Consider the following 18,195-nt stretch of genomic DNA (forward strand, 5'->3'; position numbering starts at 1 on the left):
GAAACCCAATTTCTATCTCAATTATAATTTTAAAACCCTATTTTCTCATAGCTTTTAATTGTTCTACTAATTCTGGAACAATTTTTTTGTAATCTCCAACTAATCCGATATCAGCAACTTGCATTATTGGAGCATCTGCATCTTTATTTATAGCAATTATATAGTTACTATCTTGCATTCCAGCTAAGTGTTGGATAGCTCCTGAAATACCACAAGCAATGTATAGTTGTGGTCTTACAGTTTTACCTGTTTGTCCAACTTGTAATGCTTTGTCTATCCAGCCACTATCAACAGCTGCTCTTGATCCTGATAATGTTCCACCGATTTCATCAGCAAGTTCTTTTAATATAGCGAAGTTTTCTTTAGAACCTACTCCTCTACCACCTGATACTAATATGTCAGCTTCTATAATGTCTACGATTTCTTTAACTTCTTTGATAACTTCTATAACTTCAGTTCTTATGTCATCTTTAGTTAAATCAAATTTAGCTCTTTCTATTTTAACTTCTTTAGAGTCATCTCTTTCAAGTTTTTCAAAAACTCCTGGTCTAACTGTAGACATTTGTGGTCTGTTATCTCCACACATGATAGTTGCCATTAAGTTTCCACCAAATGCTGGTCTAGTCATTAATAAGTTTTTGCTTTCTTCATCTATATCAAGGCCTGTACAGTCAGCAGTTAATCCTGTTGATAATCTAGCTGCAACTCTTGGTCCTAAATCTCTACCTATAAATGTTGCACCAATTATTATAACTTCTGGTTTAAAATCATTTGCAAGGTCAGTTATAACTTTTGCGTAACCATCAGTTGTATAGTGAGCTAATTCTTCTTTATCTGCTAATAATACTTTGTCAGCACCATGTGCAGTTAATTCTTTAGCCATACCTTCAACATTATGACCTATTAATAATGCAGTAAGTTCAACGCCTAATTTGTCAGCGATTTCTCTACCTTTTCCTAAAAGTTGTAATGCAACGTTTTGTAATTCTCCATCTCTTTGTTCTGCAAAGACCCAAACACCTTTGTAATCTGCTATATTCATAGTTTTCCCCTCCTATACTACTAAATTATGTGTTTTTCTTTTAATTTAGCTAATGCTATTTGAGCTTCTTCTTTTGGTGATAAATTAATTATTTCACCTTGTCCCTTAGCTTCTTTAGCCCAAGATTTTTTAACCTTTGTAGGTGAACCTTTTAATCCTAGAAGGGATAAATCAACATCTATGTCTTTAGCTGTCCACACTTTTATTTCTTTTTCATTTAATGAGAATATATTTTTTATATTCATATATCTTGGTTCATTTAAAGATTCAATTGCAGTTAATAGAACTGGTGTTTTAACTTTGATATATTCATATCCATCTTCCCAAGCTCTTCTAACTTTTAATCCGCCTTCGATTTCTTCAACTTCTTCAACATAAGTTATTTGTGGTATATTTAAGTGTTCTGCAATTTCTGGACCAACTTGAGCAGTATCTCCATCAATCGCTTGTCTACCAGCAAATATTATGTCATATTCTAATGTTTTTAATGCTCCAGCTAATGCGTGAGAAGTAGCTAAAGTATCAGCACCAGCAAATGCTCTGTCTGTTACTAATATACCTTCGTCTGCTCCCATTGCTAAAGCTTCTTCTAATGCTTTTTGTGCTTGTGGTGGTCCCATTGTTATAACTGTTACATGAGCACCATTTTTGTCTTTTAATCTTAATGCCTCTTCTATTGCATTTTTATCATCTGGATTTATTATTGAAGGAACACCGTCTCTTATAAGAGTTCCTGTTTTTGGATCTATTTTAACTTCATTTGTATCTGGAACTTGTTTCATACAAACAACTATCTTCATCTCTAATTACCCCCTATTTTAAAAGATTTGATGCTATAACCATTCTTTGAACTTGAGATGTACCTTCATAAATTTCTGTTATTTTAGCATCTCTCATCATTCTTTCTACTGGATAATCTTTAGTGTAACCATATCCACCAAAGATTTGAACAGCTTTTGTAGTAACTTCCATAGCTGTTTCAGCAGCAAATAATTTAGCTCTTGCAGCTTCTACTGTGTATGGTAATTTATTATCTTTGTTAAATGCAGCTTTATAAACTAATAATCTAGCAGCTTCTACTTTAACTTCCATATCTGCTATCATCCATTGTAATCCTTGGAATTTAGATAATGATCTTCCAAATTGTTTTCTTTCTTTCATATATTCTACAGCTTCATCTAAAGCACCTTGAGCAATTCCTAATGCTTGTGCAGCTATACCAATTCTACCGCCATCTAATGTTTGCATTGCTATTTTAAAGCCTTTGCCTTCTTTTCCAAGTAAGTTTTCTTTTGGAACTATACAATCTTCAAAAACAAGTTCAGTTGTAGAAGATGCTCTAATTCCTAATTTATCTTCAACTTTACCTATTGAGAAACCTTTGAAACCTTTTTCAACTATAAATGCTGATATTCCTCTAGTTCCTTGTGATTTATCTGTCATAGCAAATATTATGAATACATCTGCAACTCCACCATTTGTTATGAATATTTTAGAACCATTTAATACATAATGATCTCCGTCTAAAACTGCAGTTGTTTGTTGTCCAGCTGCATCAGTACCAGCGTTTGGTTCAGTTAAACCAAATGCACCGATTTTTTCACCTTTTGCAAGTGGTACTAAGTATTTTTGTTTTTGTTCTTCTGTTCCGAACATATCTATTGGAGTAGCACATAATGATGTGTGAGCTGATAATATAACACCAGTTGATCCACAAACTCTTGATAATTCTTCAACTGCTATTGCATAAGAAAGATTGTTTCCACCAGCTCCTCCTAATTCAGTTGAAAATGGAATTCCCATCATGTGATATTTTGCCATTTTCTTTACATTTTCCATTGGAAATTCTTCTGTTACATCTATTTCGGCAGCAAGAGGTTTAACTTCTGTTTCAGCAAACTCCCTTACCATTTGTTTTACAAATTCTTGTTCCTTAGTTAAAGAAAAATTCATAATTCCCCATTCCTCCTATTAATTTTTTTTGAAATGTTTTTGTAAATATAATAATCTAAAGACATTTTGCCGCAAAACAAGCTAACAAGAAGAAACAATTAAATCTATTTCGAATTATATTTAAAATTTAAATATAATTTAAATTCTGAAAATTTAAGATTTATTTTGAACCTCTCACATTAGCTAAATCTATTAACCCTATGTAGTTAAAGGATTACATATTTTTAAATACTTTGTCTCTTTTCTCTAAGAACGCACTCATTCCTTCTTTTTGGTCACAAGTGCTAAAGCACATTCCAAAAATTTCAGATTCGTATCTTAATGCATCTTCAATGTTCATTTGAATTCCATTATTTATAGCTTCTTTGCAGAAAGCTACTGCTTTTGGTGCATTATTTGCTATCTTTTTAGCCATATTCATTGCTTCATTCATAAGTTCTTCTGGTTCAACCACTTTATTTACAAGACCTATTCTTAAAGCTTCATCTGCTTTTATAATGTCACAAGTAAATATTAATTCTTTAGCTACGCCCTCTCCCACAAGTCTAGCTAATCTTTGAGTTCCTCCAAAACCTGGCGTTATTCCAAGTCCTGACTCAGGTTGTCCAAACTTAGCTTTTACTGAAGCTATTCTTATGTCACAAGCCATTGAAAGTTCACAACCACCACCTAATGCAAATCCATTAACTGCTGCTATAACTGGTTTTTTTAAAGTTTCAATTCTTCTAAATACTTTGTTTCCAAGTATTCCGAATTCCCTGCCTTGTATTGAATTTAAATCTTTCATTTCTGAAATATCTGCTCCAGCTACAAAAGCTTTTCCTTCACCAGTTATTATTACGGTGTATATGCTTTCATCTTTCTCAATAATTTCAATAGCATCATTTATTTCTTTTAAAGTCTCTGAATTTAAAGCATTCAATGCTTTTGGCCTATTAAGCTTTATGACAGCAATGTTTTGATCCTGTTCTAGGATAATGTTTTTAAATTCCATAAATGCTATCCCCCATGAATATTCCTATTAGATTTTGTGAATAATATAACAATTTTCTTAAAAAAATAATATCGAAGTTTCTCAACCTCATGTCTTATTATAGACCGAATGGTATATTTTTGCAACAGAGTTAATTATTTTTTCTGAATTATTTTAATTAACAAATAATTTGTTTGTAATTATCACTATTTCATTAAATTTTTTTCAAAAATTTTACCCACAAAGTTCCTAATATTAATATATTTACTTTTTTCAAATTTTTATTATAGGTTACAATATAATTTTTTATATATCCTTTAAATGCTTTTCCCATAACATTATAAATATATTTTCATTGTGTAGTTTTATTACTCTTTTATTCACAATATATTAATTGATTTTTCAAATTAAATTTCTAATGTCACTTATAATTAAATTAATTGGCACATCTAAATGGGTAGAATAAATTCCACCCTACATAATATATATATTACATTAATTCCTTACCCCTATGTAGCTGAGACTTCAGTCTTGGCAGTTCTTGATATGGATATAAAACCTAAATTAATACCGTGTAACAGCAAGAATAAATTCTCGCCTACAATAATTGGCACAAATTTTATTTTTCCCTTCGTAGCCGAGACTTCAGTCTTAGCGGTTTTCGATTTTGATACTTACCTAAGTCCAGGTGGAATGAATTCCACCCTACTTTACCAATTGACAGTTGACAGTGGACATTTGACAGTTATTAAAATCTCTTTCTCCTTTGTAGCTGGGACTTTAGTCTTGGCGGTCTTTGATATGAATACAATCTTAAAATAACACCATGTAATTGCAAGGTTAAAACCTCCACTACGGATTTGTTGGCACTCATCTACAGATGTTTGCACAAACTTTTTCCCCTTTGTAGCTGAGACTTCAGTCTTGGCGGCTTTTGATATGTCTATACTCTTAAAAATAACACTGTATAATTGCATGATTGAAACCTCGACTATGGATTTTTCTCAATTCTTCTACATAAAAAAAATTTTAGCTGCTAGTTATAATACAACTAGCAGCTAAAATTTTAATTGATTTATATCTTCAACTTGATAAATTCACTTTGAATATTTTCAATTTTAAACTTTTAATTTTCTTCTTTTCTACGTTCATTTAAAAGATAACTTAAAGTCATCAAACTTTCACTTAAGTGAACATTTTCCACTATTACATCGTTTGGAACTTTTAAATCTATTGGAGCAAAATTCCATATAGCTTTTATTCCTGATTCAGTAATAACTTCACATACATCTTGTGCTCTTTCTTTTGGCACACAAATTATTCCTATATCAATTTGATTTTCTCCAATAAATCCTTCTAGTTCATCTATATCTAGTATAGGAACCTCTCTTATTTTTAGACCAATTAATTTAGGATTTATATCAAATATAGCTTTTACATCAAAAGACATCTTTTGAAAATAAGTATAATTTGCTATTGCTTGACCTATATTACCTGCTCCTATAATTACTATGTTATAATCTTTATCTAGTCCTAATATTCCTGATATTTGTGATAGAAGTTCTTTTACATTGTAACCATATCCTTGTTGACCAAAATCACCAAAACAATTTAAATCTTGTCTTATTTGAGATGCTGTAAATCCTATTTTCTCACTTAATTCATTTGAGGAAATTCTATCCACATCATTATTAGCAAGTTCCTTTAAATATCTATAATATTTAGGAATCCTTTTTATAACTGCCATTGATATATTTTTCTTTTTATCCAAGAAATCACCTCCAAAATATTCCAATCCCTTTGTAAAATACATGTTCAAATCTAGTTAAACATTATATGTTTCTATATTTGCATTATTTAATTTGTTTATCATTTAACTAATTCATCATTATCTTTGTTACAAAATCCACTTTTTATCTATGTATATATTTAAAAATTAAATCATCTATATGTCCTATTATTCAATAATACAATAAAAAAATATTTTTTGTATTGCTTTTTTTAATAATAACTTTTCTAATAGAGAATAAATTATTATTAAATATGGTTCTAAAAGCCACTTATTTACTTAATAATTTAAATTTTAATCATCTATTATATTTTAATGTTATACTTTTTCAATAATATATATGATTATGTAACAATAATTATCTTATAATTTAAAAATTCATTTTTTTTCACATTGTTTTATCAAACTTTGTTTATATTTTACCATATTCAATTAACTTTGTTTATAATATTTTTCAAAATTTTTATATAAATGCCTCATCTTATCAAAATTTAGAATTATCTTAATAATTCTAAATTTCATTAAATTAAATTTGCTACTTAAATTATCTATAATGATTGTTATTTATTTAAAATAATGAATTAAACTTGCCTTTTAATTTTGAAATTCTATTTAATTATTTCTTCATTTTCTATTACTTTTTTATCCTTAAACTTTCTTTGAAATGAAAAAAGCATGTATTCCTACACGCTTTTTTTTAATTAATTACTGTGCAACTTCTTCCCATTCTTCATAAAGTTTTTCAAGTTCTGCTTCTTTTGATGATATACTTTTATTAACTTCCTGACTCTTCTCTGGATTTGAATATATTTCTTCTAAACAAAGCATTTTTTGAAATTCCTCTATTTCTTCTTCTGTTGATGCAATTTTTTCTTCTAATGATTTTATATACTTTTGTTTTTCTTTTTCCTTTTTTTCTTCTTCTCTCTTTTTCTTTTTATCTTGTTTTATTTGTGTCTTAGTTATTCCGCTAGTTTCCTCTTCATCTTGGAATCTAGCTGGATTACTTTTCTTTTCAATATAATAAGAATAATTTCCTAAGTATTCTTTAATTCCATCTATGTTAAGTTCAAAAATTTTACCTGCAACCTTATTTAAGAAATATCTATCATGGGATATAACAAGTACCGTTCCATCATAAGTTAATAGTGCATCCTCTAATGCTTCTCTAGATACTATATCTAAATGGTTTGTAGGCTCATCTAATAATAAGAAATTATTTTTTGATAACATAAGTTTTAAAAGATTTATTCTACACTTTTCTCCACCACTTAATTTTTCTATCTTTTTAAATACATCATCACCAGTAAATAAAAATGCAGCTAATGCACATCTTACTTCTGTTGTTGTCATGTCTGGAAACTCATCCCAAACTTCATCTATTATAGTTTTTTGTAAATCTAAATTAGATTGTTCCTGATCATAATATCCTATATTAACATTTTTACCTAAAACTTTAACTCCTGAATCTTTTTCAATTTCATCCATTATAATTTTAAATAAAGTTGTTTTTCCTCTTCCATTTTCACCTATAAGTGCTATCTTATTTTCTCTTTTTATATCCATATTTACATTTGTAAATAGAACTTTTTCACCAAAGCTCTTACTTAATTCTTCAATGTGTAGTACATCATTACCACTCTTTATCTTGGTCTCAAAAGATATTCTTGAAGCCTTCTGTTCTTTATGTGGTGCTTCTATTCTTTCAATTTTATCTAATGCCTTTTGTCTACTTTCTGCTGCTTTTATACTTTTTTCTCTATTGAATGATTTATATTTTTGTATAATATCTTCTTGTCTTTTAATTTCTGCTTGTTGAAGATTATAAGCCTTAAGAGCCACGTCATAATTTTTCTTCTTTAAATCAATAAATGTAGTATAGTTTCCATTATAAGATGCTGCTCTTCCCCCTGCTATTTCAATAGTCTTATTTGTTACAGCATCTAAGAAAAATCTATCATGGGAAATTATTATCATACTGCCTTTATAATTTTTTAAATATTCTTCAAGCCATTCTATTGCGTCTAAATCTAAGTGGTTTGTAGGCTCGTCAAGTAAAAGGATTTCTGGCTTTATTAATAATAATTTACAAAGTGCTACTCTTGTTTTTTGACCACCACTTAATATATTTATCTGCTTATCAAAGTCATTCTCATTAAATCCAAGCCCTTTTAAAACCCTTCCTATCTCCCCTTTATAAGTGTATCCGCCTCTATTTTCATAAACCTCAGTTAATGTTGTATAGTCTTTTATTAATTTATTGTGATAATCAGCCTTAGTTTCATCATAAGGTTCACTCATTTTTTGTTCTAGAGTTTTTAGCTTTTTTTCCATATTTAGAAGTTCTTCAAAAACTAAAAGAAGTTCACCAAATATTGTATTGTCTGACTCTAAAGCAAGATTTTGCGACAAGTAACCAACTCTTTTATTTTTATCTATAAATAATTCACCACTATCATACTCCATTTGTGATGTTAATATTTTAAAAAGAGTAGACTTACCAGCACCATTTGCGCCAATTAAACCAATCTTTTCACCTTCATTAATGCTAAAAGTAATATCTTTTAAAATAACATCTATACCAAAACTTTTATGTATATTATTACAACTTAAAACTATCATTTTCTGTCACCTCAAATATATATTAAAATCAATTGACAATAAGCAATTGTCAATTTAACTCATTGTTAAAATTAAATTTTATTTATAATCTTTTAAACTTAATAAGTTTCTCTCTACAATTTATTAAGCTTAAAAGTTCGTTTCACTTCTATTTTACTATAATCACAAACATATAACAAAGAAATTTAAATTACATAGTCATAACAATATAATAGTTTCCCACCGCAAGCTAAAGAAAAAAGCGTGTTTTCACACGCCTCTTCTATATAATTTATATTACTTGCAAGGTTGAAATCTCGCCTACTTTATCAATTGACAGTTGATAATGGACATTTGACAGTTATGGATGATATTATTCATTTCATTCACAATATATTTAATTATTTCTTATTTAAACCTCTTACTCCTTTGTAGCTGAGACTTTAGTCTTGGCTTGGCGGTCTTCAATATTCCTTCAACACTTAAAATACCAACATGTAACAGCAAGGTTGAAACCTCGCCTACAGAGATTGGCACAAACTTTTCCCCCTTTGTAGCTTAAGTTTCAACTTTGGCTATCTTTGATTTGGATGCTCTTCTAAGTTCAGGTAGAATGAATTCCACCCTACTTCACCAATTGACAGTTGATAATGGACATTTGACAGTTATAGATCATATTGTTCATTTCATTCACAATATATTTAATTATTTCTTATTTAAACCTCTTACTCCTTTGTAGCTGAGACTTTAGTCTTGGCGGTCTTTGATATAGCTACAACATTAAAAATACCAACGTGTAACAGCAAGGTTGAAACCTCCCCTACTTAACCAATTGACAGTTGACAATGGACATTTTACAGTTATTGATGCTATTATTCATTTCATTCATAATATCCTTATTTGCATATTTAAATCGGTAGAATAAATTCCACCCTACAGAAAAATATTTGAATAAATATATGGCACATCAACTTCCACTCCTTCGTAGCTGAGACTTCAGTCTTTGCGGTCTTGGAGTTTTAGTAGAATGATTTCCACCCTACATAGGAACTAAAATATATTTTACTTGCCCTTAAATTTTGTTTTTATTTAACTACTTGTAATTTTATTTCTGTTGCATTTTCATTGTTATCTACAACTTTTAATAATATGAAATCTCCATCTTTTAATTCATTAACTTCAATTTCAAAATTATGTCTACCTTTTTCTTCTGATACTATTCCATCAAATTCTGATTTGTAGTTTAACTCTCCATTAACATAAAAATTATATGAACCTAAATTATCAGAAACATTTCCTTTTAACACTACTTTATTTCCTGAAAGTTTTACTTTACCATCTGTAACTTCTGGTTCAGTTATATTAATAGTTGGTTTTACTGTATCGCAGTAGATTTTATATCCATAATCTCTTAAAACTTTTCCATCATAATCAACAGCTTTTATATTTACAACTGTTAAGCCTTCTTTTAATTCTAGCTGCTTTTCAAATGTTGCAGTTCCATCTTCTTTAATATTTACATCTATTTTTTCGCCACCTATAAATAAATCTTTTATAGCTCTATTTATAGTACCACTTATAATATATTTATTTTCTTTTACATTTGTTTGTCCATTTTCTAAATTTTCATCATCTAATTTCATAACTACTGGATTTATATTTCCTACTGGTATAACAGTTTCTGAACCATTTAAATTTCTTGCATAATCAAGGACACCTATTCTTATTTGGTTTAATGCATTATCTTTTAATCCTGTTACTAGTTTACAATATAATCCTGTTTTTTCATCATATTGTACATCTTGGCTAAATGGTTCCATTACACCATTTTTAATTATACATACACCTGGCTTCATATCAACTCCTGATGCATCATCTGTTGCTGTAAAGTATATTTTTGCTGCACCAACTCCAGCATTTTCACATTTTACTATTTGAACATCTGGTCCATTAGTATCTATCTTCACTGGCATATCTACGATTTGTTCTTTTGCTCCATTATAGTCAACTTTCATTTTTATTCTATATGTGTAATTTCCATCTTTTGCATTTACAAAGTTTCCTTTAGACTTATCAAATAATCTACCATCCCATGAAAGTTCAGCCATAAATTGTGGAAGTTTTCCTACTTCAGAGTTTATTAATTGTTTTCTTCTTTGTGTAATTGTTCCTACATTTCTTATAACTTTTCCTTCACTATCTAAAACTTGCGCAGAAATTTGTTTTGCATTTCTCATTAAATACAATCCTGGATAAATAACGTCATTTAACTTATCTTCATTAGGACTTATTGCTATTTTATCCTTATTATATATATTTTTTCCAATCTCATTTGTATTTTCTAATCCAAGCATCACAGGTATACCTTCAAAACTTGATAAAGCTAAATTCTCTATTATAGCCTTATCCCCATTTTTATTTACTGCATCAACTAAAATATGTTTTTCTTTATCCCATGCATTGTTTGTTGTTATTTTTTCTTTATCCCACTCACCATAGAATCCCATGTATGGAATTGATAAAGAAGGGATGTTTTTATCTTTAGATTCAAATTTTATATATCCTTCTAAGTACTGCTCTGATGCAAAGCTACTTCCTATATTTAATGTAACATTAACACTAGCATTTCCTTTTGCTGGAACAATAATATTTTTAGCACTAAACTCCAAGTTAGCTTCACTTTTACCTAGTTCTCTATCATGTACCATTTCACCTATAGTCTCATCTTGAGTTAATACATTTCCTAAGCTTTCTATTTTATATTCAGCTTGCTTGTCCCCGTAATTTTTTAAATCTAAAGTAAACGTAACTTTATTTTCTTTTATCTCTTTTAATTCAACTGATGCTTTTCCATTATTAGTTATAGTAACTCTATTTCTTATAGCATCTTCAACTTGTGTAAGACCTGCACCTTGTCTTCTTGGAGAGAATGGTGTATTGCCATGCTTTTTATCTAGTTCTACTTGTGCAGTATTCATTATATTATTTTTTGCATAATCCATTTTTTCTCTGCCTGATAACTCATTCATCGAATCCTTCATTGATTCTAATAAAAGTGTCATAACACCTGATGTATGCGGAGCTGACATAGATGTTCCACTCATAACACCATGTTCTCCCTCATTTAAAGTTGAATATATTTGACCACCTGGTGCCGCAATTTGTGGTTTAAACTCTAAACTTGGTGATGGTCCCCAAGATGTAAAATCAGAATAATCTCCTGAATTTTGATTTTTTCCTACTTCATTTCCAAGATCTCCATTAAATAATACTTTATTTTTTGATTTTTTAATTGCTTCACCAACAGAATTTGGAACAAATATAGCAGGTATTTTTATTGATGGGTCTGTTACCATATTAATAATTGTTTCATCTTTATCACTGTTATATATAATTACACCTGTTGCACCATTGTTTTGAGCATTTACAATTTTATCTATAAATGATATATCTCCTCTTTTAACCAGTGCAACTTTACCTTTAACTTTTCCTAATTCTTCATTTTTTCCTAGACCACAATTAATTATCTCATTATTTTTATTATAAATACTTCTAAAATCTACTTGATGTTCTGCAAAAATTCCACTAGCTATTTTTTTATTTTTTTCATCTTTAAATTCAATTATTTTATTAGCTACATGAGTATTTTCATAACTTGATACCATTAATGCATCTTTAGCAAGTGCAGGATCTCCAACAGTAATTTGATCATTTAAAACACCTATTCCATAAGGATTAGTAGCTATTGAGCTGTTTCCTGCTGAAACTACAACCATAACTCCAGCATCTGTTGCTCTTGTTATTGCATCTTGAACTGGCTCTGCGTCATTTCTAAATCCTGCTGGTCCACCTAAACTCATATTTATAACATCTGCACCTAGTGCTACAGCGTCATCAATTGCAGCCAACTGATCATCACTATATGTATACTTTCCTAAAGGTCCATTTGAAAATACTTTCATTGCAAGTAATTGAGTTTCAGGCGCTACCCCTCTAACTGCCCCATTACTTTCTATAAGATTTTCATCACCATCAGCTCCTACAATTCCTGCTACATGAGCTCCATGTGGTGATTTTGAATCTCTTAAATCTACTATTTGTGTATTCTTATCTGAGTAATTATATCCAAATGGAATTTTTTCCGTAAAATATGTGTCCGCATTTGAATCTGCTTTTAATACTCCACTTTCCTTTATTTTATTAATAGCATCTCTATTTAATTTTAATTTACTTGTATCTTTAGGATTTTTAAAATCTTTATGCTTGTAATCTATTCCTGTATCAAGAATAGCTACAACCATACCTTCTCCCTTTAAACTATATTTTTTCCAAACATCTTCTACTTGAGTAAGTTTTGTTGCGTTACTCATATTTTCAACATATTTTGTTGCTTCCTTAACACTTTTTACACCATTTATAGCTTTTATATTCTCTATATCTTTTCTTTGTGCATCTACACTAAAACCATTGAAAACATTAGTATAGCTATGTCTTATATCTACACTTTCCATACTCTCTACAGCTTGTCTTACTGGTTCTTGATTTACTTCTACTATTGCATTTTCTTTTTCACTTGCTCTTGTACCCTTTGGCACCATTTCTTGTGCTGATTTACCATCAACTTCAACTATAAGTCTTACCATTTCTTCTTGATTTTCATTATTTATTAAAGTTTCATTTTTAGGAATATTATTCTTAAATTCTTCTAATATTTGTTCCTTACTTTCAACTGTAAGTGGCATATTTAAAAGCTTACTTACTTCTTCTGCCTTTGCTACATTTGGCATTGTACCTATTGTCATTGATGTCACCAATGCTAAAGTCATAATCTTAGCAAAGTTTTTCTTTAATTTTCCATTCATTTAAATTAGTCCCCCTTATTTAATTTTAATATTTTATAATAAAAATCTCATACATATAGAATTAGTAATTAACACTGATAGTAAATATACCCATGGATTAAAATACCCGCTACAATGTTTTATTTGTGCTTAAAACAAGATTACTATAATACTTATCCATAAAAAATTCATTTTTAAAAATTGAAACTTCAATCTTTATCCTTCAATATTAATCATTAATTTTTGTATAATATTTAAAATTATCCCACATAACTTTTTATTTATATTCTTTTGTATTACTTTCTACATATTCAAATAATATGTCTCCATTTATAACAGGTTCCACTTCACTTTTTGTTACAACAATTTTTGCACCAAAATTATCGCCAACTTTCCAAAGTCTAAAATAATCTTTTTTTTCTTTTTCCTTAAACTCTTTTTCATTTGATACATCATAATTTGTTACTTCTATTTTTTTCTCATCATAATTTATTTCTTGAAGAGACGTAACAACTTCTTTATTTTTATTCTTTTCATATTCTATAATAAAAACCTCATCAGACTTTTTATTTTCAACATTCTTTATAAAGTTATCAACTAAACTTATATTTAATACTTCTTCATTGTATCCATCTTTAACTTTTACCACATAATTTTTATCTGCCACATTTTTAATTTCATACTTTTCTTGTCCTGCATCTTTTAAACTTATTTTATAAAAAATACCGAAACAAATTGCACCTGCTAGAGCAATAGCAGCTACTGTTCTTATCAAAACATCCTTATTATACTTTTTCATATTTACCACCTTTCCATAGGATTTCAATCTAATACTTTAATTTATACCTTTGTTTTTAATGATCTGAAATCTTAATTTAACTGTCATTTTCTATTTAAATATAATTGTTTCTTTATCAAAAAATACTACTAATATTCGAGTTTATTTTTAAATTTACATTTTGAACCACTTTAAAATTAGAAAGTAATATATTCAAATGTCGTTAGACAAGGTTGAACCCTCGCATATAAGCGGATTTGCACGTTTTATTTTTTCTTTGTAGCTAAAATCTATAACACCTTCGTAGCTGAGACTTTAGTCTTAGTGGTCTTTTATATAGCTACAATACTTAAAATACCACCGTGTAATAGCAAGGTTGAAAACTCACCTACTTTATCAATTGACAGTTGACAATGGACATTGGACAGTTATTGATGATATTATTCATTTCATTCACAATATCTTTAATTATTTCTTATTTAAACCTCTTACCCCTTTGTAGCTGAGGTTTTAACCTTGGCGGTCTTTGATTTGGATACTCACCTACTATATTTACATTCGGAACCAGTTGGCAATTGAAAATTGATTTAGAAAATCTTATTAATTTGCGTTTCTTTGAGATTTTTATGAATAACGTTTTAAATAATTCCTGTTTTCTTTACTAACATTATTCTCATTTAATATTTGAGTAATTTCATTTTCAACTTGTTTTCCTATGTTTCAAAATAGCATTATTTTTAATTTGCCAACTCAATTTTCTGTATATTTTGACTTTTTTATTTATATTATATACTTTTTATACATTTTTTGTAAACATATAATTGAAATTATACATATTTATTTAATATGTGTATTATATTTCTATTTAAAATTAAAAATACCAATCTCAAATATCGATTGGTATTTTTGCTTTTACTTATTTAATAATATTGATGTTTCTACACCACCAATATTTTTTGCATAATCAAAAATGGCTATATTTACTTTATTTACTTCATTATCTTTTATTCCTGTTACCACTTGAGAATATAATCCAGTTTCCTTATCATATAAAAGTGGTTTCTCTTCAAAGTGTACTTGTCCATTTACTGAAACTACTGCTCCTGAATTAATATCAACTCCTGAAAATTCATCTATTGCATTAAAATGTATTCTTGCTTTTCCACCATCTAAGTTTTCTATTTTAGCCACACCAACTTTTGGTGCAACTGTATCAACTTTAACTGGCATTTCTACAACTTGTTCTTTATCACCCTCATAAGCTGCATTTAATTTTATTCTATAAGTATACTCACCATCTTCAACTACTTCAAAATTTCCCTTTGATTTATTAAAAATTGTGCCATCCCACTTCATATCTCTAATAAATTTAGGTGTTTTTCCTGAGTCTAATCTAATTAGATTTTTACTAACTTCTGTGACATTTCCTAAATTTCTTATTACCTTCCCATTACAATCTACAACTTCTGCTGAAATTTTCTTAGCATTTCTCATTAAATATAGTGCCGGGTACATCACATCATTGACATCATCTTGATTAGGGCTTATTGCTATTTTTTCTCCATTATATTTATTAGTTGCATCTTCATTTATTCCATCTACACCAAGTATTGAATCTTTACCATCAACATTTGATATTGCTAGATTTTCTACCAAAACTTTTTTATATCTTCCCTTTTTCTTAAGCACATCTATTAAAATATGTTTGCCATCACTCCATGCATTATTAGTTGTTATTTTTTCTGCTCCCCAATCTCCATAGAATCCTATATAAGGTATAGACAATGATGGAATATCTTTATCTTTAGATGTTAATTTTATAAATCCTTCTAAATACTTATCCTCAGTTATACTATCTCCTATATTTAATGTTACAGTAACTTTCTCACTACTCTTGGCTGGAACTACTACAATATCCTTATCAAATTTTAAAGTAGCTTCATTTTCATTTAGTTCTCTATCATGTATATCCTTATATATTTCTTCACTTTGTGTTAAAACATTTCCTAATTTCTTTATATTATACTCAGCATCTTTATCTCCATAATTTTTTAAGTCTAAATCAAATGTAACATTGCCATCTCTTATTTCTTTTAGTTCTATTGCTGCTTTACCATTATTAGTTACAGTAACTCTATTTCTAATTGCAGCCTCTGCTTGTACTAGTCCTGCTCCTTGCTTTCTTGGTGAAAATGGTATGCTGCCATTAACTTTATCTATTTCTACTTTAGATGTATTCATAACTATATTTTTAGCATAGTCAACCAATTCTCTTCCCTTAAGTTCTGGTGCATACTCTTTAATTCCTTCTATTAACAATGCCATAATTCCAGATACATGTGGTGCTGCCATTGATGTTCCACTCATATATCCATGAGATCCTTCATTAAATGTAGAGAAAATTTCTCCTCCTGGAGCTGAGATTTGTGGTTTAAATTCAAGGCTTGGTGATGGTCCCCATGCTGAAAAATCTGAAGCCCCTTCTATATTTTGCTCTTTATTTTTTTCACCCTTAATTGTTCCATTAAACATAACTGAATCTTTAGATTCTATTATATTTTTTCCCACGGAATTATCTACAAATATAGCAGGTATTTTTATTTTTTCATCTGATGACATATCAGCAAGTTCTTTACTTTTTTCATCATTATATATAATTACTCCAACTGAACCTTTTTCTTGTGCATTCAATATCTTTTCTGAAAAAGATATCTCTCCTCTTTTTATTAAAGCTACCTTTCCGCCTACTTTATTAAAGTCCTTTGTCTCACCTAAGTTACAATCAACTATTTCATAATCTTTATTGTATATTTTTTTAAAATCTATTTTATGTTCTTTAAAATTTCCATCCGCAACTTTTTCTCCCCTATTGTTTTCAAATTCTATAACTCTACTTGTAAATCCAGTATTTTGAAAACTTGCAACCATTAAAGAATCTTTTGCAAGTGCTGGTGCACCTACTGTAATTTGGTCATTTAAAACACCTATACCATATGGTTCAGTAGAACTAAAACTATTTCCAGCAGAAAGCACAACTGCAGTACCTGCATCTGTAGCTCTTTTTATTGCATCTTGAATAGGTTCCATATCATTTCTAAATCCTACTGGGGAGCCTAAACTCATATTTATAACATCTGCTCCTAATACAACTGCATCATCTATGGCAGCTAATTGATCATCACTATAACTATAATTGCCTAATGGTCCATTCGAAAATACTTTCATTGCTAATAGTTGAGCTTCTGGTGCCACACCCTTAACAGCTTGATTCTTTTCAATTAATTCATCATCACCATTTGCAGCTGCAATACCCGCAACATGAGCTCCATGTGGCTCCTTTGAGCTTCTTAAATCTACTATTTCATTATTTTTATCTGCATAATTATATCCAAATGGAATTTTTTCTGTAAAAAAGGTTTCAATGTTTTTGTCTATACTTAATGCTCCACTTTCCTTAATAGCTTGTACTTTTTCTTTATTTAATTTAATCTTGTTTAAATTCTTAGGGTTTAAAAAATCCTTATGCCTATAATCTATGCCTGTATCTATAACCGCAATAACCATTCCTTCGCCTTTAAGACTATATGTTTTCCATACATCTTCTATTTGCGTCATTTTTTTAGCACTTGTAATATCTTCCTCATACTTTGCTACTTCCCTAACACTTTTCACTCCGTCTATTTCTTTTATCTTTTCTATATCTTTTCTTTCAACCTCTATGCTAAATCCATTAAAAACATTAGTATAACTATGCCTTATACTTACATTTTCAATACTAGCAACCTCTGCTCTTATAGGCTCTTGAATTGCCTCTACTTTAAAACTTTCAGCCTGTGTTGGTTTCTCACCTTTCCCAACTATTTCTTGTGCTGATTTCCCATCTAATTCAACTATTACTCTTGTAATTTCATCCTTTATACTTTCATCTTCTATTAAAATATTACTAGGCACATTTTTCTTGTATTCTTTTAGAAATTCATTTTTATCTTCTAATGATAATGGCTCATTTATTAACTTACTTTCATTATCAGCCCTTGCTATAGTATTCATTGAAGTAGTCATAAAACATGTGACCATAACAAAAACTATCGCTCTTGCATACTTTTTACCCAAATTTTCTCTCACAAAACATCCCCCTTTAAGTTTTATTTATTATTCATATAACTATAGAGTTCCAAGTTCATATTAAAAATAATATCATGTAACAGCAAGGTTGAA

General features: G+C 29.1%; 9 protein-coding genes. All 9 read right to left on the reverse strand.

Going from position 1 to position 18,195, the window contains the following annotated elements:
- Positions 1 to 37 precede the first annotated feature (37 nt).
- On the reverse strand, positions 38 to 1,042 hold the full coding sequence (locus tag BN346_RS04185) for an electron transfer flavoprotein subunit alpha/FixB family protein (RefSeq protein WP_034439781.1): 1,005 nt from the start codon (positions 1,040 to 1,042) through the stop codon (positions 38 to 40).
- A 20-nt stretch (positions 1,043 to 1,062) separates the two neighbouring features.
- Positions 1,063 to 1,842, reverse strand: coding sequence for an electron transfer flavoprotein subunit beta/FixA family protein (locus BN346_RS04190; protein WP_034439783.1), 780 nt, complete (start codon positions 1,840 to 1,842; stop codon positions 1,063 to 1,065).
- 13 nt (positions 1,843 to 1,855) lie between these two features.
- Positions 1,856 to 2,995 (reverse strand): acyl-CoA dehydrogenase, encoded by a 1,140-nt coding sequence (locus BN346_RS04195; RefSeq protein WP_034439785.1) that lies wholly within the window; start codon positions 2,993 to 2,995, stop codon positions 1,856 to 1,858.
- Positions 2,996 to 3,209: 214 nt separating this feature from the next.
- A complete protein-coding gene (locus tag BN346_RS04200) occupies positions 3,210 to 3,989 on the reverse strand; it encodes a short-chain-enoyl-CoA hydratase (RefSeq protein ID WP_034439787.1) in 780 nt (259 codons plus the stop codon).
- Positions 3,990 to 5,094: 1,105 nt separating this feature from the next.
- Entirely contained in the window at positions 5,095 to 5,739 is a 645-nt protein-coding gene (locus tag BN346_RS04210; protein WP_034439792.1) for a redox-sensing transcriptional repressor Rex, read from the reverse strand.
- A 723-nt stretch (positions 5,740 to 6,462) separates the two neighbouring features.
- A complete protein-coding gene (locus BN346_RS04215) occupies positions 6,463 to 8,379 on the reverse strand; it encodes an ABC-F family ATP-binding cassette domain-containing protein (protein ID WP_034439795.1) in 1,917 nt (638 codons plus the stop codon).
- Between the two features lie 1,064 nt (positions 8,380 to 9,443).
- A complete protein-coding gene (locus BN346_RS04220; protein ID WP_051540011.1) occupies positions 9,444 to 13,220 on the reverse strand; it encodes a S8 family serine peptidase in 3,777 nt (1,258 codons plus the stop codon).
- 256 nt (positions 13,221 to 13,476) lie between these two features.
- Positions 13,477 to 13,998 (reverse strand): hypothetical protein, encoded by a 522-nt coding sequence (locus BN346_RS04225; RefSeq protein WP_034439799.1) that lies wholly within the window; start codon positions 13,996 to 13,998, stop codon positions 13,477 to 13,479.
- 891 nt (positions 13,999 to 14,889) lie between these two features.
- Positions 14,890 to 18,102, reverse strand: coding sequence for a S8 family serine peptidase (locus BN346_RS22175; RefSeq protein WP_051540014.1), 3,213 nt, complete (start codon positions 18,100 to 18,102; stop codon positions 14,890 to 14,892).
- Between the last annotated feature and the right edge of the window lie 93 nt (positions 18,103 to 18,195).

The organism is Clostridium ihumii AP5 (genome assembly GCF_000612845.1).
Lineage (GTDB): Bacteria > Bacillota > Clostridia > Clostridiales > Clostridiaceae > Clostridium_J > Clostridium_J ihumii.